Annotated in this window: 16 protein-coding genes; 11 read left to right on the top strand and 5 right to left on the bottom strand. The window is 67.9% G+C overall.

Annotation, left to right across the window (positions count from 1 at the left end; translation table 11 throughout):
• Nucleotides 1-48: 48 nt before the first annotated feature.
• Nucleotides 49-939: a LysR family transcriptional regulator gene (locus ACF8ME_RS16170; protein WP_392417375.1), complete on the bottom strand. Its 891-nt coding sequence runs from the start codon at nucleotides 937-939 to the stop codon at nucleotides 49-51.
• A gap of 94 nt (nucleotides 940-1,033) precedes the next feature.
• Here ACF8ME_RS16170 and ACF8ME_RS16175 point away from each other — a divergent pair, with 94 nt between their 5' ends.
• Nucleotides 1,034-1,894, top strand: a complete 861-nt coding sequence (locus tag ACF8ME_RS16175; protein ID WP_043789144.1) for a DMT family transporter — start codon at nucleotides 1,034-1,036, stop codon at nucleotides 1,892-1,894.
• A gap of 29 nt (nucleotides 1,895-1,923) precedes the next feature.
• Here ACF8ME_RS16175 and ACF8ME_RS16180 read toward each other — a convergent pair whose 3' ends face one another.
• Together ACF8ME_RS16180 and ACF8ME_RS16185 are read right to left on the bottom strand one after the other, a co-directional pair.
• Nucleotides 1,924-2,508 carry a DJ-1/PfpI family protein gene (locus ACF8ME_RS16180; RefSeq protein WP_016449139.1) on the bottom strand — a complete coding sequence of 195 codons (585 nt, stop codon included), beginning with the start codon at nucleotides 2,506-2,508 and terminating at the stop codon, nucleotides 1,924-1,926.
• 142 nt (nucleotides 2,509-2,650) lie between these two features.
• Nucleotides 2,651-3,574 (bottom strand): phosphoribosylaminoimidazolesuccinocarboxamide synthase, encoded by a 924-nt coding sequence (locus ACF8ME_RS16185; protein WP_016449140.1) that lies wholly within the window; start codon nucleotides 3,572-3,574, stop codon nucleotides 2,651-2,653.
• A 364-nt stretch (nucleotides 3,575-3,938) separates the two neighbouring features.
• Between ACF8ME_RS16185 and hpf the strand changes: the two genes are divergently transcribed.
• The 9 genes from hpf to ACF8ME_RS16230 all read left to right on the top strand — a co-directional run bounded on the left by hpf (nucleotide 3,939) and on the right by ACF8ME_RS16230 (nucleotide 13,902).
• Entirely contained in the window at nucleotides 3,939-4,298 is a 360-nt protein-coding gene (hpf, locus tag ACF8ME_RS16190; RefSeq protein WP_392417378.1) for a ribosome hibernation-promoting factor, HPF/YfiA family, read from the top strand.
• Between the two features lie 155 nt (nucleotides 4,299-4,453).
• A complete protein-coding gene (locus ACF8ME_RS16195; RefSeq protein WP_016452020.1) occupies nucleotides 4,454-4,927 on the top strand; it encodes a PTS sugar transporter subunit IIA in 474 nt (157 codons plus the stop codon).
• A gap of 32 nt (nucleotides 4,928-4,959) precedes the next feature.
• Nucleotides 4,960-5,916 carry an HPr(Ser) kinase/phosphatase gene (gene hprK, locus ACF8ME_RS16200; RefSeq protein ID WP_016449143.1) on the top strand — a complete coding sequence of 319 codons (957 nt, stop codon included), beginning with the start codon at nucleotides 4,960-4,962 and terminating at the stop codon, nucleotides 5,914-5,916.
• Nucleotides 5,917-6,148: 232 nt separating this feature from the next.
• A complete protein-coding gene (locus ACF8ME_RS16205; protein ID WP_392417380.1) occupies nucleotides 6,149-8,326 on the top strand; it encodes a TonB-dependent receptor in 2,178 nt (725 codons plus the stop codon).
• Nucleotides 8,327-8,330: 4 nt separating this feature from the next.
• Nucleotides 8,331-10,097: an enterochelin esterase gene (gene fes, locus ACF8ME_RS16210; RefSeq protein ID WP_392417382.1), complete on the top strand. Its 1,767-nt coding sequence runs from the start codon at nucleotides 8,331-8,333 to the stop codon at nucleotides 10,095-10,097.
• A 14-nt stretch (nucleotides 10,098-10,111) separates the two neighbouring features.
• On the top strand, nucleotides 10,112-11,122 hold the full coding sequence (locus ACF8ME_RS16215; RefSeq protein WP_026062662.1) for a siderophore ABC transporter substrate-binding protein: 1,011 nt from the start codon (nucleotides 10,112-10,114) through the stop codon (nucleotides 11,120-11,122).
• A 46-nt stretch (nucleotides 11,123-11,168) separates the two neighbouring features.
• Nucleotides 11,169-12,152 (top strand): ABC transporter permease, encoded by a 984-nt coding sequence (locus ACF8ME_RS16220; RefSeq protein WP_392417384.1) that lies wholly within the window; start codon nucleotides 11,169-11,171, stop codon nucleotides 12,150-12,152.
• A complete protein-coding gene (locus ACF8ME_RS16225; protein ID WP_392417386.1) occupies nucleotides 12,149-13,147 on the top strand; it encodes an iron chelate uptake ABC transporter family permease subunit in 999 nt (332 codons plus the stop codon). Before ACF8ME_RS16220 ends, ACF8ME_RS16225 begins: the two co-directional genes overlap by 4 nt.
• A complete protein-coding gene (locus ACF8ME_RS16230) occupies nucleotides 13,144-13,902 on the top strand; it encodes an ABC transporter ATP-binding protein (protein ID WP_016449149.1) in 759 nt (252 codons plus the stop codon). Before ACF8ME_RS16225 ends, ACF8ME_RS16230 begins: the two co-directional genes overlap by 4 nt.
• A gap of 158 nt (nucleotides 13,903-14,060) precedes the next feature.
• Here ACF8ME_RS16230 and queA read toward each other — a convergent pair whose 3' ends face one another.
• A complete protein-coding gene (queA, locus tag ACF8ME_RS16235) occupies nucleotides 14,061-15,161 on the bottom strand; it encodes a tRNA preQ1(34) S-adenosylmethionine ribosyltransferase-isomerase QueA (RefSeq protein ID WP_392417388.1) in 1,101 nt (366 codons plus the stop codon).
• A 97-nt stretch (nucleotides 15,162-15,258) separates the two neighbouring features.
• On the bottom strand, nucleotides 15,259-16,512 hold the full coding sequence (locus tag ACF8ME_RS16240) for an HD-GYP domain-containing protein (protein ID WP_016449151.1): 1,254 nt from the start codon (nucleotides 16,510-16,512) through the stop codon (nucleotides 15,259-15,261).
• Nucleotides 16,513-16,696: 184 nt separating this feature from the next.
• Here ACF8ME_RS16240 and recG point away from each other — a divergent pair, with 184 nt between their 5' ends.
• Nucleotides 16,697-18,961 (top strand): ATP-dependent DNA helicase RecG, encoded by a 2,265-nt coding sequence (gene recG, locus ACF8ME_RS16245; RefSeq protein WP_392417389.1) that lies wholly within the window; start codon nucleotides 16,697-16,699, stop codon nucleotides 18,959-18,961.
• The last annotated feature ends 316 nt before the right edge of the window (nucleotides 18,962-19,277 follow it).

Below are 19,277 nucleotides of genomic sequence, written 5' to 3' on the forward strand. Positions count from 1 at the left end.
GATGTCATAGGCCCCGACTATGGGATTTCGAGGGCTGGGCTGCCGCGATCAAAGAGTGTCGGCAAATCGCATCAACCCGCGCACCACGGCCTGCACGGCCGGGTCTTGTTGTGCGGCGCTGCGGCAGGCCAGACCCAGCGGGCGTGTCAGGGCGGGACTCAGCCCGCGCTGCTGAAGGGTGCGGCTGACGGCGTCCATGGGCTCCTCGCGTGGCAGGACGGTGGGACCGTGGCCTGCGGCGACCAGGGCGCGTATGCCTTCGGGATAACTCATCTCCATGCGCGGCTGGGGCAGCAGGCCGGCCTGTGCAAACCATTGCGACAGCAGGCGGTGCATCTGGGTGCCGGCGGCAAAGCCTATCCAGGGCTGGGCGTTGAGCCATTCGGGCGTGATCTGGTCGGGCAGCGGCATCTGCGGCGGCGCGAACAGCTCCATGGGGTCGTTGCGCCAGGCCAGCACCTCGAGCCCCGCAGCCACGGGCTGGGGCAGGCCGACCAGGGCCAGGTCCAGGCTGCCGGCCGCCAGGCGCTGCATGGCCTGGGCCGAGCTCACGACTTCCAGGCGCAGCTCCACGCTCGGTGCGTGCTCGGCCAGCCATTGCAGCAGTTCGGGCAGCAGCAGGGGGCAGACGCCGGCCGAGGCGCCTATGCGCACGCTGGCGCCAAAGCCCTCGGCACGCTTGCGCACCTGGCGCAGCAGGGATTCGCTGTCTGCCAGCAGGCGGCGTCCGCCTTCGGCCAGCAGTTCGCCCGCAGGCGTCAGCTGCGCCTGGCGCTTGCCGCGCACCAGCAGCGGTGTGTCCAGGCGCGCTTCCAGCTCCTGGATGTGCAGGCTGACGGCAGGCGGCGACAGGTGCAGGGCCTGGGCCGCGGCGGCCAGGGTACCCAGGTCGGCCACGGCCACCAGGGTCTGGAGCTGGTCGAGGTTCAGGCGTCGCATCAGGTTTCCTGAAGATAAGGTTCCGAAGATTCGACTTTATCTAATCTGGGTGCGAATCCATCATCCCGTCCCGTATCAGGAACGAGGCCATGGAATGGAATTGAGCAACGCGGTGCTGGCCGCGGCCCTGGGGGCCGCGCTGATGAATGCGGGATGGAACAGCGCCATCAAGCTGGGCGGCGACAAGATGGTCGCCATGGCGCTGACCACGGGGCTGGCCAGCCTGTGGTCTCTGCTGGTGCTGCCCTGGCTGGACTGGCGTGCGGCGGCGCTGTGGGATGCATCGGTGTGGTGGTGGCTGGCGGCCTCGGTGGCCGTGCACACCGTCTACCACTTCGTGCTGCCGCGGGCCTACCAGCATGGCGAGTTCGGCGTGGTCTACCCGGTGGCACGCGGCAGTGCGCCGCTGTTCGTGACGCTGGGCGCGGCGCTGCTGGCCGGTGAGTGGCCGGGCGCGACCGGGCTGGCCGGCGTGCTGTGCCTGTCGCTGGGCGTGCTGGCGCTGTCGTTGCGCAGCGGTGCGGCCAGCGGTTATGGCGGCAGCGGCTATGCGCTGGCCACGGGCGCCATGATTGCCTGCTACACGGTCATCGACGGGCTGGGTGCGCGCGCATCCGGTTCCGCGCTGCTCTATGCGGCCCTGCTCACGCTGGGCGATGGCCTGGCCACGGTGCTGATCGTTGCCTGGCGGCGCGGTCCTTCCGTGCTGCGCGCCGATGCACGCACCTGGCGCCTGTGCGCCCTGGCCGCCGCCATGCAGCTGAGCGCCAGCTGGATGGCGACCTGGGCGCTGTCGCAGGCGCCCATGGGGCTGGTGTCTGCACTGCGTGAAAGCAGCGTGCTGTTTGCAGGCTGGATTGCCGCCTGGCTGATGCGCGAGCGCCCGGGCCGCGTGCGCATGCTGGCCTCGGCCCTGGTGTTCGGCGGCATCGTGCTGGTGCGCTGGGGCGGCTGATCCGCCCGGCGCCAACGGCGGCTGCGTGCTCAGCCGTGGCTGATGCGCGTGCCCAGCAGGGACAGGAACTGTGCGATCCAGGCCGGATGGGCCGGCCAGGCGGGGGCGCTGACCAGGTTGCCTTCGGTGTGCGCCTGGTCCACGCCGATGTCGGCGTAGGTGCCGCCGGCCAGTTCGACCTCGGCACGGCAGGCCGGGTAGGCCGAGCAGGTGCGCCCCTTGAGCACGCCGGCGCCGGCCAGCAGCTGGGCGCCATGGCAGACGGCGGCCACGGGCTTGTTGTTGTCGAAGAAGTGGCGCACGGCGGCGCGCACGGCATCGTAGTTGCGCAGGTATTCAGGGCCGCGTCCGCCGGGGATCACCAGGGCGTCGTACTGCTCGGGCTTGATGTCGGCGAAGCTGGCGTTGAGCGTGAAGTTGTGGCCGGGCTTTTCGCTGTAGGTCTGGGCGCCCTCGAAATCATGGATGGCCGTCTTGATGTGGTCCCCCGCCTTCTTGTCTGGGCAGACCGCGTGCACCGTGTGTCCCACGGCCTGCAGGGCCTGGAACGGGACCATGGTTTCGTAGTCCTCGCAGTAGTCTCCGCAGATCATCAGAATCTTCTTGCCGGCCATGTGCTTGCTCCTTCGAAAAAAGTCAGAGGGAACAAGCATTGTGGCAGTGTCGGTGACGCCGGCGTGACCGGCTGCAGAAACGGGCCCTCGCAATGAAAAAGAGAGCCGAAGCTCTCTTTTGCGGGGACAGGCAGGCTGCAGCTCAGGCCGTCAGGCGCTGCAGCGCTTCGCGGTACTTGGCGGCCGTCTTCTCGGTCACCTCCTGGGGCAGGCGGGGCGCCGGGGCGCTCTTGTCCCAGGGCTTGCCGTTGACCTGGGCCTGCTCCAGCCAGTCGCGCACGAACTGCTTGTCGTAGCTGGGCGGGTTCTCGCCCTTGGCCAGCGCCTGGGCATAGCCTTCCACGGGCCAGTAGCGCGAGCTGTCGGGCGTGAGCACCTCGTCCATCAGCACCAGTTCGCCGTTTTCGTCCAGGCCGAATTCGAACTTGGTGTCGGCAATGATCATGCCCTTTTCGAGGGCGATGGCGGCGGCTTCCTTGTAGATGCGGATGGCTGTATCGCGGATCTGGGAGGCCAGCTTCTCGCCGACCATCTCCACCGTGCGCTCGTAGGTGATGTTCTCGTCATGGTCGCCCATCTCGGCCTTGGCGGCCGGCGTGTAGATGGGCTCGGGCAGCTTGGCGGCGTTGGTCAGGCCTTCGGGCAGGGGAACGCCGCAGACCGAGCGCGATTCCTGGTATTCCTTCCAGCCGCTGCCGGCCAGGTAGCCGCGCACCACGGCCTCGATCAGCACGGGCTTGAGGCGCTTGACCAGCATGGAGCGGCCCGTGACCTGGGGCACTTCGGCGGGCGTGACCACGGATTCGGGCGCTTCGCCGGTCAGGTGGTTGGGGCAGATGTGGCCGAGCTTGTCGAACCAGAACAGCGCCATCTGCGTCAGCAGCTCGCCCTTGCCGGGGATGGGCTCGCCCATGATCACGTCAAAGGCCGAGAGGCGGTCCGAGGCCACCATCAGGATGCGGTCATCGCCCACGGCATAGTTGTCGCGCACCTTGCCGCGCGCGAGCAGCGGCAGCGAGGCAATGTTGGAAGTGTGCAGGGCGGAGGGACGGGACTGGGTGGTCATGTGAGGCAAGGGGCAATCTGGCAAAGAGGCTGCAGGGGCCGGAGGGCTGCAAGCGGCACGCGCAGGAGCGCGATTCTACCCAACGGCGCCTCACGGTGACGGACGGCCTGTGGCCACCCCCACCCCAGGGGCGCAGCCTGGCAAACCCGCCGATTGTGCGCCCAATCGCATGGCGCGCAAAACCCGCCTCCAAGGCCCTGCACCGTCCTGCGCTATCGGCTTGCGGCGTTGCTTTTGACCCGACCCGGGCGCATAGTGGATTCGCAAGCAAACGAATGCGCATTCCGGCCTGCAAGCACCTGTCCCGGCGGATCGTCCCCCGGTGGACCGGGCTGTTTCCATCCAGAGCAAGGAGTGTTTAGATATGAATCTGACGATTAGTGGGCATCACCTGGAGGTCACTCCCTCGCTGCGCAGTTACGTCATGGCCAAGCTCGAACGCATTCTTCGACACTTTGACCAGGTGGTGGATGTCAAGGTCTTGCTGACCGTTCATAACCAGAAGGAGAAGGAAAAGCGCCAACGTGCCGGTTGCACGCTGCGCGTCAAGGGCCAGGATCTCTTTGTCGGAACCTCTCACTTCGACCTTTATGCCGCCGTCGACGCGCTGGCTGACAAGCTGGACCGCCTCGTGGTGCGCTACAAGACCCGCCAGCAGGGCAGCCGCTACGGCACGGCCAAGCGGCTCGATGATGCTGGACTGACCCTGGCGTCAGTCGGGTGACAGGTAAGGCGCCGGCCCTGTGCGGGCGCTTACAATACCTGCGTTTTTGTGGCTGATGTGCCACGCACGACCACCGCCCTTCGGGGCGGTTTTTGATGGGGGTCAGGGTTTCCCCACGGTTTCCGGCACTGCGGTGCATAATTGTTTCCCGAACCATGAACCGTCTTGCCTCCATCCTGCCCGCCGCTCAAGTGCTCGTGAGCGTCGACGTCACCAGCAAAAAGCGCGCTTTCGAAGAAGCAGGTCTGCTATTCGAGAGCCTGCATGGCCTGTCCCGCGCACTCATCACCGACAGCCTCTTCGCGCGTGAACGCCTGGGCTCGACGGGGCTGGGCCATGGCGTGGCCATTCCCCACGGTCGCATCAAGGGGCTGACCGCTCCGATGGCAGCCGTGTTCCAGCTGGACCATCCCATTGGCTTCGATGCGCCCGATGAGCAGCCCGTGGGCCTGCTGATCTTTTTGCTGGTGCCCGAAGCGGCGACGCAAAAGCATCTGGAAATCCTTTCTGAAATCGCCGAACTGCTCAGCGACAGCCAGCTGCGCGAGCGGCTGAAGTCCTGCGGCGATGCGGCCCGGCTGCATGGAATGATTGCCGGCTGGCAGTCTTCCGCCGCTCCGCTGGTCTAGACTTTCGTCTTCCCCTTTTCACGGGCCTTGCCATGAGACCCAGTGCCATCAGCGCCGACGTCCTTTTCGAGGAGTTCCGCTCCAGCCTGCGCTGGGAGTGGGTGGCGGGCCTGGGGGCCTCGGAGCGCCGCTTCGACGAGATGGCCGTGCGCTCGGCGCGCTCGGGCGCCGATCTCGTCGGCTACCTGAACTACATCCATCCCTACCGGCTGCAGGTGCTGGGCGAGCGTGAGATCGCCTATCTGACCAACGCCACGCCGCAGGACTGCCAGCGCCGCGTGGCACGCATCGTCACGCTGGAGCCGCCCGTGCTGGTGCTGGCCGATGGTCAGACGGCGCCCGAGGCGCTGCTGTCCATGTGCGAGCGCGCCCACATTCCCATGTTCGCCACGCGCGAGCAGTCGGCCTTCGTGATCGATGTGCTGCGTGCCTACCTGGCCAAGCATTTCGCCGACCGCACGACCATGCATGGCGTGTTCATGGACATCCTGGGCATGGGCGTGCTGATCACGGGCGAATCGGGCCTGGGCAAGAGCGAGCTGGGGCTGGAGCTGGTGACGCGCGGCAACGGCCTGGTGGCCGACGATGCCGTGGACCTGTACCGCATCAACCAGACCACGATCGAAGGCAAGTGCCCCGAGCTGCTGCAGAACCTGCTGGAGGTGCGCGGCATCGGCCTGCTCGATATCCGCGCCATCTTTGGCGAGACGGCCGTGCGCCGCAAGATGCGTCTCAAGCTCATCGTGCACCTGGTGCGCAAGGAAACCATGGAGCGCGAATACGAGCGGCTGCCAGCCGAGCCGCTGACGCAGGATGTGCTCGGCGTGCCCGTGCGCAAGGTGGTGATCCAGGTGGTGGCGGGCCGCAACATCGCCGTGCTGGTGGAGGCGGCCGTGCGCAATGCCATCTTGCAGCTGCGCGGCATCGACACCTACCAGGAATTCGTGCAGCGCCACCGCCGTGCCATGGAACGCGGCGACACCTTCTAGCGGTCTGCGCCGTCGTGGCGTCCGGCGGCCTGTTGCCTGGCCCCCACTGTTTTCCCCGGGATTGTTTGCGGACCGTGCGCCCATGTTTGCGCGCGGTGCGTTGTCGTTGTTTTCTCAAATAAGAATAATTCTCATTTTCTATAATTCGGGCAGATGCCGTATCCGGCCTGTGTCCCGACGGGCTGCGGGCCTGGATGCGGCGCATTTTCTTCCGCCTTGAAAGCCCTCCCGGATGTCCTCTCGTTCCCGCACCGGCCTGCCGCGCGCAGGCGCTGTCAGCCCCTTCGCCCCCGTTTCACCGTTCCACGGCCTGGGCACCATCGCCCGTGTCTGCGCCATGGTTGCCGCTGCCGCTTTGCCCGCCGCCTCCTGGGCGGCCGACGCCGAACTGGGCGAGATCACGGTGCGCAGCACCACCGATCCCCAGGCACTGCCCACCGTGGCGCCGGGCGGCCAGGTGGCCAAGGGCGCGGGCCTGGGCGTGCTGGGCCAGCGCGATGTGATGGATACGCCGTTCAACATCACCTCCTACACGGCCGAAGGCATTGCCGACCAGCACGCGACCACGCTGATGTCGGTGCTGGAAAACGACCCCTCCGTGCGCTTCACCACCAACACCGGCCACGCCTACGAGAACTTCACCATCCGCGGCCTGGGTGTGAATGCCTCGGAACTGGGCTTCAACGGCCTGTACGGCCTGGCGCCCGATGGCCATGTGCCCACCGAGATGATCGAGCGCGTGGAAGTGCTCAAGGGCCCGGGTGCGCTGCTGAGCGGCATGACGCCGGGCGGCGCCGTGGGCGGCACCATCAACCTGGTGACCAAGCGTCCGCTGGCCCGGGACCTCACGCGCGTGACCACCATGTTCAGCAGCTCCTCGCAGCTGGGCCTGCAGGCCGATGTGTCGCGCCGCTTCGGCCCGGAACGCCGCCTGGGCATACGCATCAACGGCAGCACCTCGGGCGGCGATACCGAGATCGACGGCCAGAACCGCCGCCATGGCCTGGGCGCACTGGCGCTCGACTACCAGGGCGACGGTTTCACGCTGGGCCTGGATGCCTACAGCTACCGCTCCAACATCCGTGACGGCAGCCCGATGATGGTCAGCATGCAGAACCTCAAGCAGGTGATTGCAGCGCCCGACGCCAAGACCAATCTCTTCCCGGGCATACGTGCCCAGCAGCAAAGCGATGCGCTGATGCTGCGCGGCTCGGTGGACCTGGGGGCGGACTGGACGCTGTTCGGCTCGGTGGGCAGCGGCAAGCATTCCTATGACGGCATGCTCAACGGCACGCGCGTGGTGCTGCGCGCCCAGGGCGACGGCTCGGCCGTGGGTCAGACCTACAACCAGTACGGCTACACCGACAGCATGGCGGCCGAGTTCGGCGTGCGCGGGCGCCTGCGCACGGGCAGCGTGAACCATCTGCTGGTCGCCTCCGTGAACTGGATGAACCAGAAGGGCGGCCGCGCGGCCGTGGCCACCAGCGCCAGCTACATCACCAACATCTACGACCCTGCGCCCATCACGCTGGCCGGCCCCTACGGCGCCATCAAGCAGGAGCGCGACGACGTGCTCAGCAGCCTGGCCCTGGCCGACACGCTGAGCTGGGGTGGCGACACCGTACAGCTCACCGTGGGCGCGCGCCTGCAGCGCGTGAACCAGAAGATGGCGCGCTATGACGAACATGCCATCTCGCCCGCGCTGGGCCTGGTGGTCAAGCCCTGGGGCGATACGGTCTCGCTGTACGCCAACCATGTGCAGGGCCTGAGCGCGGGCTCCATCGTCGGCGCCACCTACGCCAATGCCGGCGAAGTGTTCGCGCCTTACAAGACCAAGCAGTTCGAGATCGGCGCCAAGTGGCGCACGGGTGATTTCACGCAGACGGTCTCGCTGTTTCAGATCGAGCGGCCTTCGTCCGTGGTGGAGACTGCGACCAACCGCCTGCTGATGGATGGCGAGCAGCGCAACCGGGGCCTGGAGTGGAATGTGTTCGGCGAGCCGCTGCGCGGCACGCGCGTGCTGGGCGGCCTGGCCTATACGCAGGCCATCCAGAGCAAGACCCAGGGCGGCGCGCGCGACGGCTACGGCGTCTACGGCGTGCCGCGCTGGACGGCCAACCTGGGCGGCGAGTGGGATGTGCCCGCGCTGCCGGGCGCCACGCTCACCGGCCGCCTGATCTACACGGGCGCGCAATGGGTGAATTCGGCCAACACGCTGAAGATGCCCAGCTGGACCCGCGTGGACGTGGGCGCGCGCTATGCCACCCGCATCGCGGCCAAACCCGTCACCTTCCGCGCCACGGTGGAGAACCTTTTCGACAAGTCCTACTGGGCCGGCAGTTTCAATGACAACTTCGCCACCACGGGCGGCCCGCGCACGGTGCGTGTCTCGGCCACGGTGGACTTCTGACGCCATGGCGCAAGCTGCACGACAAGGCCTGTGCGTGGCCGCCTCGCTGCTGTGCCTGCTGGGCGCAGCCGTCCATGCCGGTGAAGACATGACGGCAGCCGCATCGCGGCAGGCCCTGGCCGCACGGCCGGGCACGCTGGCGCCGGGCCAGGCGGCCACAGGGGTCCTGGCTGCCGGTGGGCGCGAGTCCTGGCGCGTCGATCTGCCCGCCGGCCATGTGGTCCAGGGTGAATTCGAGGGGCAGGGCGTGGCCCTGGACCTGGAGGATGTCCAGGGCCGGCACCTGCGCCGCCTGGCGCGAGCCGATGGCGGCGCGCAGTCGCTGATGTGGGTCACGGAGGGAGCCGGACGGCAGCGGCTGGTGGCCAGGCGTGTGGCCCTGGCTGACCCCGGTTCCGGCGGTGAGGCGCAAGAAGCGGGGCGCTTCGCGCTGCGGCTGACCTCCAGCCTGGCGCCTGCCGGCAACAAGGCCTCGGCCACCTCCGAGCCTCCGGCACTGCAAAGCCCGCGGCTGCGGGCTCTGGCGCAGGCAATCCAGCGCGGCGCGGGTGCTGGTGTGGCTGCCGACGCCTTCTGGCGGCGCGTGCAGGAGGAAGGAACACCCATGGTCGAGCCTCTGTCCGAGGGGCACTCCCTGGTCACCTTCCTATGGCGCGGCCAGCCGCGTGCGGGCATGCAGGGCGTGCGCCTGTTCGGCAGCCCGGCCGGCAACCATGATCCGCTGCAGCATCTGCCCGGCAGCGATGTCTGGTGGGCCAGCTTCCGCATGGCGGACAACGCCAGGCTCAGCTACCGGCTGGCGCCCGATGTGCCGCTGATCGAAGGCTCGGCCATGGAGCAGCGCCGCGCCCTGCTGGCCACGGCGCAGCGCGATCCGCTCAATCCCAAGACCTTCCCGCAGCCGCCCGAGGGCGGCTTCATCGATGTCTTCCAGGGCGCCTCCGTGCTGGAGCTGCCCAAGGCCCCACCCCAGCCCTGGACGGCGCCGCGCGCGGGCGTGGCGCAAGGACAACTGGTGCAGCACCGCCTGCGAAGCCGCGTGCTGGGCAACAGCCGCGATGTCTGGACCTACCGCCCGGCGGGCGGCCAGGCGCCCGAGGCGCTGCTGGTGCTGTTCGACGGCAATGCCTATGCAAAGCAGGTGTCCACGCCCACCCTCATCGACAACCTCATGGCCGACGGCCTGATCCCGCCCACGGCCGTGGTGCTGGTGGACAACGCCAGCCCGCAGGCACGCGGCAGGGAATTGCCGCCCAACACCGCCTTCGCGCGCTTTCTGGATGAGGAGCTGATGCCCTGGGTGGAGGAGCAGGGCCTGGGCCAGCCTGCGGCGCGCACGGTGATTGGCGGCTCCAGCTTCGGCGGCCTGGCCTCGGCCTATGCGGGCCTGGTCAATGCGCGCTGGTTCGGCAACGTGCTGAGCATGTCGGGATCGTTCTGGTGGTCGCCGGCCGGCGAGGTGCCGGGCTGGGTGCAGCGCCGCTATGCCCAGGAGCCGCGCCAGCCCGTGCGCTTCTATCTGGATGCAGGCCGCTACGAGCGTGCACGCGGCGGGCAGGACGGCATCCTGGAAACCAACCGCCACCTGGCCGACGTGCTGCGCGCCAAGGGCTACGAGGTCACGCAGGCCGAGCATGAAACCAGCCATGACTACCTGCAATGGCAGGGATCGCTGGCCTGCGGCCTGGTGGCCCTGCTCAACCCCGGGCGCTTTGCCCAGGGCCTGCCGGCCTGCGAGCGCATGCCGGACAGCACGTCCGCACTTCCCTGAGGCCGCCAAGGCCAATGTTTGAACTTCCTGGCGATACAGCAATCATTGAAAGAATGAACACATTGAATGCAAATCATTCCCGGCGCCACATCCTGGCGACGATGGGCCAGGGCGCGGGCATGCTGGTCACGCTGCCTCTGGCACTGTCCATGGCCCATGCGCAGACGGCAGCGGTCGGCAAGACCGTGACCGTGCCGCACGCCAAGGGCGAGATCCAGGTGCCCTTCAAGCCCGTGCGCGTGCTGGTGTTCGAGCTGGCGGCGCTGGACACGCTGCAGGCGCTGGGCGGCGAGGTGCGTGGCGTGCCCGAGTTCAAGATGCCGCCGCTGCTGGCCCGCTATGCCGATGCGAAATACGCACGCATCGGCAGCCTGTTCGAGCCCGACTACGAGGCCGTCAAGGCGCTGTCGCCCGACCTCATCATCGTGGGCGGCCGCTCCGAGGCCAAGTACAAGGAGCTGTCGCGCTTCGCCCCCGTGCTGGACCTGAGCGTCAGCGACCAGCACCAGATGGCCGATATCTACCGCAACATCCGCACGCTGGGCGCCGTCTACGGCCTGCAGGACAAGGCCGAGGCCGAGGTCCGGGCCGTGGAGCAGGCCATCGCCGCGCTGCATGGCAAGGCGCAGAACGCGGGCAAGGGGCTGGTGCTGCTGACCTCGGGCGGCAAGCTCAGCGCCTACGGTCCGGGCTCGCGCTTCGGCATGCTGCACGATGTGTTCGGCGTGAAGCCGGCCATCGACAACCTGACGGTGGCGCGCCATGGGCAGGTGGTCTCCTTCGAGTTCCTGCTCAAGACCAATCCCGACTGGCTGTTCGTCATCGACCGCGACGTGGCCATCGGCCAGGATGGCAAGACCGCCCAGCAACTGCTGGACAACCCGCTGGTGCGCGCCACCAAGGCCTGGCGCGGCAAGCAGGTGGTCTATCTGAACGCAGCCAACTGGTACACCCTGTCCAACGCCGGGCCGGGCGCGCTGAAGGCCAATATCCAGCAACTGTCGGATGCCTTTGCCCGCACATGACGCCAAAGCGTTGAGCCCGCCTGTCGCCACCGCGCACGCCGTGCCCATGTCACGCCCCTCTCGCCAGGCCCTTGCCTGGCTTTTCGCGCTGGGCCTGCTGCTGGCGCTGTCGCTGGCCAGCCTGATGGTGGGCGCGGGCGACATGCACTGGAGCGTGCTGTGGTCGCGCAGCGAGGACGACCTGGCCAGCCAGGTGCTGGTGTACAGCCGCGTGCCGCGCACGCTGGCCCTGTTGCTGGCCGGCGCGTCCATGGCGGTCTGCGGACTGCTCATGCAGATGCTGGCGCGCAACCACTTCGTGGAGCCTTCCACCGTGGGCACGGTGGAGTCGGCCAGCCTGGGCATGCTGGCTGCGTTCCTCTGGGTGCCGCACTGGCCGGTGATGGCCAAGATGGGAATTTCGGCCGTGGCGGCACTGCTGGGCACGGCGCTGTTCCTGGCCGTGCTCTCGCGCATCCGGCTGCGTTCGTCGTGGATGGTGCCCCTGGTCGGCCTGGTGCTGGCCGGCGTGCTGGAGGCTGCGGGCAGCTTCGTGGCGCTGCAGTTCGACATGATGCAGGCGCTCAAGTCCTGGTCCAACGGCGATTTCTCGCTGGTGGTTCAGGGCCGCTACGAGTTGCTGTGGTTGTCGCTGGGTGTCACCGCCCTGGCCTGCCTGGCGGCCGACCGCTTCACCGTCGCCGGCCTGGGCGAGAGCTTTGCCACCAATCTGGGCCTGAACTACCGGCGCCTGGTCTGGCAGGGGCTGGTGGTGGTGGCCGTGGCCACTTCCGCCGTGGTGGTCACGGCCGGCAGCCTTCCCTTTGTGGGACTGATCGTACCCAACGTGGTGCGCCTGGTCCTGGGTGACAACGTCCGCCGCAGCGTGCTGTGGGTGGCGCTGATCGGCGCGGGCCTGACCCTGCTGTGCGATCTGGTCGGGCGCATGCTGATCGCGCCCCATGAAATCCCCGTGGGCACCGTGCTGGGCGTGCTGGGCAGTGCCTTGTTCCTGGCGCTCATCCTGCGCCGCCGCAAGGACCGTGCATGAGCAGCCTGCCGCAATCCGTTGCTTGCGCCGATCCGGCTGCGCGCAGTTGGGGCCGGGGCCGACGCCTGGCGCTGCTGGGAGGGCTGGCGCTGCTGTGCCTGCTGGCCTTCATGACCGTGGGCGTCAGGACCGACTGGGCCTTCGTGCTGGAGCACCGGGGCGCCAAGGTGCTGACCATGGCCCTGGTGGCCTGCGCCATCGGCCTGTCCACCGTGGTGTTCCAGACCGTGTCGCACAACACCATCCTCACGCCTTCGGTGATGGGGCTGGATGCGCTGTACCTGTTCGTGCAGGCGGCCATGGTGCTGATGCTGGGCGCGGCAGGCGTGTCCGCCATGGGCGAGGTCGGGCGCTATGCGCTCAACATCGTGCTGATGGTGGGCTTCAGCGTGCTGCTGATGCGCTGGCTCTTCGTGGGCCATGCCAGCAGCCTGCACCTGATGCTGCTGGTGGGCATGGTGGGCGGCATCTTCTTTCGCAGCCTGGCGGGGCTGGCCATGCGCGTGCTCGATCCCAATGAGTTCACGGCGCTGCAGGACCGCATGTTCGCCAATTTCAACGCGGTGAACCTGCAGCTGCTGGTGCCGTCGCTGCTGCTGATCGCGCTGGGCAGCGCCTGGATCTGGCGCCAGCGCCACGTGCTGGACGTGATCTCGCTGGGGCGCGGTGCCGCCATCGGCCTGGGCCTGGACTACGATGGCCGCGTGCTGCGGCTGCTGGCCGTGGTGGCCTGCATGGTGGCCGTGTCCACGGCCCTGGTCGGGCCTGTCATCTTCTTCGGTCTGCTGGTCAGCAACATGGCGTATCACGCCATGGGCACGCGCCGCCATGCCTGGGTGCTGCCTGCGGCCGTGCTCTGGGGCTGCGTGCTGCTCATGGGCGGCCAGGTGCTGCTGGAGCAGCTTTTTCAATTCAATACCGTGCTGAGCATCGTGGTGGAGTTCCTGGGTGGAATCGTCTTCATCGTGCTGCTCATGCGCAAGGGGACCCAATGATCGAGGTGCGTGATCTGCTCAAGCGCCATGGCGGCACGACCGTGCTGCAGGAGCTCAACTTCAACGTGCCCGAGCGGGCGCTGACGGCCATCATCGGCCCCAACGGGGCCGGCAAATCCACGCTGCTGTCCCTGGTCAGCCGCCTCATGCCGATCACGGAAGGCCAGGTGTTGGTGGCTGGCCGCGACGTGGCCACCACGCCCACCGAGGCGCTGGCGCGCATCATGGCCATCCTGCGCCAGGACAACCAGAGCACGCTGCGCCTGACGGTGCGCGACCTGGTGGGCTTCGGCCGCTTTCCGCACAGCAAGGGCCGGCTGGGCCCCGAGGATGTGCGCCATGTGGACGAGGCGCTGGAGTACCTGCAGCTCACGCCGCTGGCCGAGCGCTTTCTCGACGAGTTGTCAGGCGGCCAGCGCCAGCGCGCCTACATCGCCATGGTGCTGTGCCAGGACACGCCTTTCATCCTGCTGGACGAGCCGCTGAACAACCTGGACATGGCCCATGCCGTCAGCATGATGGGCCTGCTGCGCCGCGCCGTCACCGAACGCGGCAAGACCGTGGTCATGGTGCTGCACGACATCAACTTCGCCTCCTGCTACGCCGACCACATCATCGCGCTCAAGGACGGCCGCCTGGCCGTGGCGGGCACGCCGGCCGAGGTCGTGCAGGACGAGGTCCTCAGCAGCCTCTACGGCATCCCCGTCAGCGTGCACGAGGTCAAGGGCCGCAGGCTTTGCCATTACTTTGGCTGAACATGCGGCGTTTCGGGCTTGGCGCTTGAACCTGGCGCGGCCTGAGGCGAGGGACACCAAGCAAGGGCCTAAGCCGGCCGCGCCTGCCCGTATGCCCCCCTCCCCCGCGAAGCGGGTAGAGAGGCGCCGTGCAACGGGGGGGAAGCGGCGTAAGCCGCTCAGGGGGTGCTTTTCTTCTTCAACAGCATGGAGTCGCCATAGCTGAAGAAGCGGTACTCCTGCGCGATCGCATGGCGGTACAGCGCTATCACCTGCTCGTAGCCGGCGAAGGCGCTGACCAGCATCATCAGCGTGCTCTTGGGCAGGTGGAAGTTGGTGATCAGCAGATCGACCACCTGGTACTCGAAGCCCGGTGTGATGAAGATGCGCGTATCGCCTGAGAAGTTGCCCGTCTGGGCCCAGGACTCCAGCGTGCGCACCGTGGTCGTGCCCACGGCGATGATGCGGCCGCCGCGCTGGCGGCAGCGTTCCAGCGCGGCCAGGGTGGCCAGCGGGATTTCGTACCACTCGCTGTGCATCTGGTGGTCGGCCAGGTTCTCGGTCTTCACGGGCTGGAAGGTGCCGGCGCCCACGTGCAGCGTGACGCTGGCGCGTTCGATGCCGCGCTCGGCCAGGCGGGCCAGCACGGCGTCGTCGAAGTGCAGGGCGGCCGTGGGTGCGGCCACGGCGCCGGGGCGGGCCGCGAAGACGGTCTGGTAGCGCTCGCTGTCTTCGGCGGCATCGGGGTCGTTGCCGGTTTCCTGGTGGCGCTCGATGTAGGGCGGCAGCGGCAGATGGCCGAAGCGCTCCATCAGCTCATGGGGCGTCTCGCCGCGCGGGCCTTCAAAGCTCAGGTGGAACAGCGGGCCGTTCTCGTCGGGCCAGCGGCCACGCAGCACGGCGTCGAAGCCGCCACCGTTCTTGCCGCCGCACAGGTGGATGCGCGAGCCGGGCAGGGGTTTCTTGCTGACGCGCATGTGGGCCACGACGTCGTTGCCTTCCAGTACGCGCTCGACCAGCAGCTCCAGCCGGCCGCCGCTGGCCTTCTCGCCGAAGATGCGCGCCTTGATCACGCGCGTGTCGTTGAACACCAGCAGGTCGCCGGGCTGCAGCAGATCGGGCAGCTCGTGGAAGATGCGGTCGGCGGGCGGGTTGGCATCGTCGCGGCCGTCGAGCAGGCGCGAGGCACTGCGCTGGGCGGCAGGATGCTGGGCAATCAGCTTCTCGGGAAGCTCGAAGTCGAAATCGCTGAGCGAGAACACACGGGACAGGGAGGACATGCAGTGCTTGAGGGCCGGACATGGCCCGTTCCAAGTTCGTTGAACGGAAGCTGGCAATTGTCGCAAACCCTGGGGTCATCCCCGGAATTGCCGGTGATCACCTGGCCATGGCGGCCTGGGGCTGGCGCTCGAACTCCAGCCACAGCGATTCCAGATCGGGGAAGTCCCAGTCCGCAGGGTCTTCGCGCGCGATGATGCGGTCGTTGCCCTGGCTTTCGGACAGGTCCTCGATCTCCGGCGTGATGCGGCAGGACTGGCGCAGCGAATAGAAGACCTTGACGCGCGGCGCCAGCAGGCTGGCCGGCGAGGCATCGACCACCACCGCCAGACGCTGCGAATGCAGGCGCACCAGCGAGCCCAGCGGGTAGATGCCCACGGTCTGCACGAACTGCTCGAACAGCCGCTTGTCGAAATGGCGCGGACTCCACTCGGCCATGCGACGCAGCGCCTCCGAAGGCGGCCAGCCCTTCTTGTAGGGCCGGTCCGAGGTGATGGCATCGTAGACGTCGCAGATCGCCGTCATGCGCGCCAGCAGGCCGATGTCGCCCTGCTGCAGCCCGTCGGGGTAGCCGCTGCCGTCCACCTTTTCATGGTGGTGCAGGCAGGCATCGATGACCTCGTCGTCCAGGCCCAGCGGGCGCAGCAGCTGCTCGCCGTGGCGTGGATGGGCGCGCATCAGCGCCCATTCGGCGTCGTCCAGCGGGCCGGGCTTGTTGAGCACGGTCACCGGAATGGCGGTCTTGCCCAGATCGTGCATGAGGCCGGCCATGCCGGCCTTGCGCAGGCTGTGGTCGTCCAGGCCCATGCGCTTGGCCAGGGCCACCATCAGCGCGCACACGGCCAGACTGTGCATGTAGGTGTAGTCGTCGGCGGTCTTCAGGCGGGCCAGGCCGATCAGCGCATGGGGATTGCGTGCCACGGAGGCCGTCACATCGTCCACCAGCTGTCCGGCGGCAGAGGCGTCCACGGGCCGGCCCAGCCGCGCATCGCTGAACAGGCGGCTCAGCAATTGCCTGGCCTGGGCGCAGGTCTGGGCCGCGCGGCGCAGCTCGGTGGCGGTGGAGATGGGGGCCGTGCTCTGCTCGGACGCAGGGCGGGCGTTGTCGGGGATCTGGTGGCGAAGCTCGTCCTGCGGGTCGAAGCGCAGGCAGGGCACCTGCACGCCCACGTCCAGGCCTTTGCGCACATCGATCCAGACCTCCTGGATGGAGGTGGCGCGCAGACGCTGGAGATCGGCCTCGGAGCGAAGCAGGAAACGGGTTCGCCAAAAGGGATGCTCCATCCAGGAGCCGCAGAACTCGTGCAGGAACATGCCCAGAGTGACATGCTGGACATTGATACGCTTCAACATGGCATTCGGTGGCGGGGTAACACTACGTAACGTCAGCGTGCATGGTAGCGGCTTCCCCAGAGACCCGGGGCGTCAAGGGTGCTTTGGGCAGGGCCGGCCGGCATGAACGTGGCGTGTTGCCTACACCTGTATATTCATACACTATGCTGCCAGCCAACGCGCATGTTCTGAAACAGGAAAGCCCATGCCCCTGAACGTCTCCTCTGCCTTTCCCGACCTGGGGCGCGACGCCCCTGGTGGCAAGGCCGCGCGCGCCGGCAAGGCAAAGGCTGGCGCAGGCAAGGGCGGCGCCAGGAAGGCCGGCAAGGCCTCGGCCACTTCGGGCGACAAGGCCGCCACGCCTGCACAGTCCGCTGCCAGGCCTGCCGCCAGTCCCGCGCAGAAGGCGCTGCAGAAAATGGGACTGGTGCGCGACATCGACCTGGCGCTGCACCTGCCGCTGCGCTATGAGGACGAGACCCGCATCACCGCGCTGCGCAATGCGCGCGAAGGCGATACGGTGCAGATCGAGGCCACGGTCACCCACAGCGAAGTGCAACTGCGCCCTCGCCGCATGCTCAAGGTCACGGTGGACGACGGCACGGCCGAATGCGTGCTGACCTTCTTCAGCTTCTACCCTTCGCACCAGAAAACCCTGTCCGTGGGCGCGCGGCTGCGCATACGCGGCGAGGTCAAGGGCGGCTTCTGGGGACGGCAGATGCTGCACCCCGCGTTCCGCGCGGCCGGGGGGGATCTGCCCACGGCGCTCACGCCCGTCTATCCGGTGGCGGCAGGACTGCCCCAGGCCTATATCCGCCGCGCAGCGGCCACGGCCATGCTGCGGGCCGACCTCTCCGATACGCTGCCCGCAGGAGAGCACCCGCCCGTGGCCCATTTCCACGGCAACGGCGGGCTGCCGCCGCTGTTCAGCCTGCGTGACGCGCTGCAGTTCCTGCACCATCCCACGCCCGATGTGGCCCTGGCCACGCTGGAAGACCATTCGCATCCGGCCTGGCAGCGCCTGAAGGCCGAGGAACTGCTGGCCCAGCAACTGTCGCAATACGAGGCCAAGCGCGAGCGCGCGCGGCTCAGGGCGCCCGTGCTGCGCGCATTGCCCATGGACAGCGTCCAGGGACTGGCGCGCCAGTTTCTCGACCAGTTGCCCTTTGGCCTGACCGGTGCCCAGCAGCGCGTGGTGGGCGAGATCCTCGCCGACATGGAGCGCCGCATGCCCATGCACCGGCTGCTGCAGGGCGATGTGGGATCGGGCAAGACGGTGGTGGCGGCGCTGTCGGCCGTGGCCTGCATCGAGGCCGGCTGGCAGTGCGCGCTGATGGCGCCCACCGAAATCCTGGCCGAGCAGCATTTCGGCAAGCTGGTCGGCTGGCTGGAGCCGCTGCTGGCTCCGCTGGGCAAGCGCGTGGCCTGGCTGGCCGGCGCGCAGAAGAAGAAGGAGCGCACCGCCATGCTGGAGCTGGTCCGCAGCGGCGAGGCGGCCCTGGTGGTGGGCACGCATGCCGTCATCCAGGACCAGGTGGAGTTCAAGAACCTGGCGCTGGCCGTCATCGACGAGCAGCACCGCTTCGGCGTGGCCCAGCGGCTGGCGCTGCGCCAGAAACTCGCAGCCTCGGGCATGGAGCCCCATCTGCTGATGATGAGCGCCACCCCGATCCCGCGCACCCTGGCCATGAGCTACTACGCCGACCTGGATGTCTCCACCATCGACGAGCTGCCGCCTGGGCGTACGCCCATCGTCACCAAGCTCATTGCCGACAGCCGCAAGGAAGAAGTCATCGAACGCATCGGCGCCCAGGTCGCCCAGGGGCGCCAGGTCTACTGGGTGTGTCCGCTGATCGAGGAAAGCGAGGCGCTGGACCTGTCCAACGCCACGGCCACCCACGCCTACCTCAGCGAGATGCTGCCCGATGTCATGGTCGGCCTGCTGCATTCGCGCATGCCCACGGCCGAGAAGAAGGCGGTGATGGAGCTGTTCTCGGCCGGCGTCATGGGCGTGCTGGTCTCCACCACCGTGATCGAAGTGGGCGTCGATGTGCCCAATGCCTCGCTCATGGTGATCGAGCATGCGGAGCGCTTTGGCCTGTCGCAACTGCACCAACTGCGCGGGCGCGTGGGACGGGGCGCTGCAGCTTCGGCCTGCGTGCTGCTGTATTCGGTGGGAGACAGCGGCCGCCTGGGCGAGACGGCCAAGGACCGGCTGCGTGCCATGGCCGAAACCAACGACGGCTTCGAGATCGCGCGGCGCGACCTGGAGATTCGCGGTCCGGGCGAATTCCTGGGTGCGCGCCAATCAGGCGCTCCCATGCTGCGCTTTGCCGATCTGGAGCAGGACCTGATGCTGCTCGACTGGGCCCGCGAGCTGGCGCCTCGCATGCTGGAGCAGCACCCGCAACTGGCCCAGCGGCATGTGGACCGCTGGTTGGGCGGCAAGGCCGAATTCCTCAAGGCCTGATGGGCCGGCCCCCGCTTGCGGGATGTTTCTGTTACGTATTTTTACGCGCACGGGCGCTGCCCGGTGGCGGCCTGCTCCGCAGGCCTGCAGCCCGCGCCAGGCAAGGTTTGCGTGTGCGTTGTAGCTGTCGGTAGGGAGCGCTTCATGCGGTCCTGGCGGTGACATCTGCGCGCGGCGACGGCATTGAGTATTTGTGACATTTTGGTACATTGAGTCGCAAAAAACAGGGTAGGTCCATCCGGGAGGGGATGGCCTGCCACTCCTCCCCACGCTTCCCCACGGGGAGGACGGCCGTGATCACTCTTGTGTTGTCCCA

Origin of the sequence: Delftia sp. WSY_7 (assembly GCF_043104845.1) — a bacterium.
GTDB classification, from domain to species: domain Bacteria; phylum Pseudomonadota; class Gammaproteobacteria; order Burkholderiales; family Burkholderiaceae_C; genus Comamonas; species Comamonas tsuruhatensis.

Excerpts from the sequence above, each read along its gene's own strand:
- ACF8ME_RS16170 (WP_392417375.1), bottom strand. The coding sequence starts at position 939 with ATGCGACGCCTGAACCTCGACCAGCTCCAGACCCTGGTGGCCGTGGCC.
- ACF8ME_RS16175 (WP_043789144.1), top strand. The coding sequence starts at position 1,034 with ATGGAATTGAGCAACGCGGTGCTGGCCGCGGCCCTGGGGGCCGCGCTG.
- ACF8ME_RS16180 (WP_016449139.1), bottom strand. The coding sequence starts at position 2,508 with ATGGCCGGCAAGAAGATTCTGATGATCTGCGGAGACTACTGCGAGGAC.
- ACF8ME_RS16185 (WP_016449140.1), bottom strand. The coding sequence starts at position 3,574 with ATGACCACCCAGTCCCGTCCCTCCGCCCTGCACACTTCCAACATTGCC.
- hpf (WP_392417378.1), top strand. The coding sequence starts at position 3,939 with ATGAATCTGACGATTAGTGGGCATCACCTGGAGGTCACTCCCTCGCTG.
- ACF8ME_RS16195 (WP_016452020.1), top strand. The coding sequence starts at position 4,454 with ATGAACCGTCTTGCCTCCATCCTGCCCGCCGCTCAAGTGCTCGTGAGC.
- hprK (WP_016449143.1), top strand. The coding sequence starts at position 4,960 with ATGAGACCCAGTGCCATCAGCGCCGACGTCCTTTTCGAGGAGTTCCGC.
- ACF8ME_RS16205 (WP_392417380.1), top strand. The coding sequence starts at position 6,149 with ATGTCCTCTCGTTCCCGCACCGGCCTGCCGCGCGCAGGCGCTGTCAGC.
- fes (WP_392417382.1), top strand. The coding sequence starts at position 8,331 with ATGGCGCAAGCTGCACGACAAGGCCTGTGCGTGGCCGCCTCGCTGCTG.
- ACF8ME_RS16215 (WP_026062662.1), top strand. The coding sequence starts at position 10,112 with ATGTTTGAACTTCCTGGCGATACAGCAATCATTGAAAGAATGAACACA.
- ACF8ME_RS16220 (WP_392417384.1), top strand. The coding sequence starts at position 11,169 with ATGTCACGCCCCTCTCGCCAGGCCCTTGCCTGGCTTTTCGCGCTGGGC.
- ACF8ME_RS16225 (WP_392417386.1), top strand. The coding sequence starts at position 12,149 with ATGAGCAGCCTGCCGCAATCCGTTGCTTGCGCCGATCCGGCTGCGCGC.
- ACF8ME_RS16230 (WP_016449149.1), top strand. The coding sequence starts at position 13,144 with ATGATCGAGGTGCGTGATCTGCTCAAGCGCCATGGCGGCACGACCGTG.
- queA (WP_392417388.1), bottom strand. The coding sequence starts at position 15,161 with ATGTCCTCCCTGTCCCGTGTGTTCTCGCTCAGCGATTTCGACTTCGAG.
- ACF8ME_RS16240 (WP_016449151.1), bottom strand. The coding sequence starts at position 16,512 with ATGTTGAAGCGTATCAATGTCCAGCATGTCACTCTGGGCATGTTCCTG.
- recG (WP_392417389.1), top strand. The coding sequence starts at position 16,697 with ATGCCCCTGAACGTCTCCTCTGCCTTTCCCGACCTGGGGCGCGACGCC.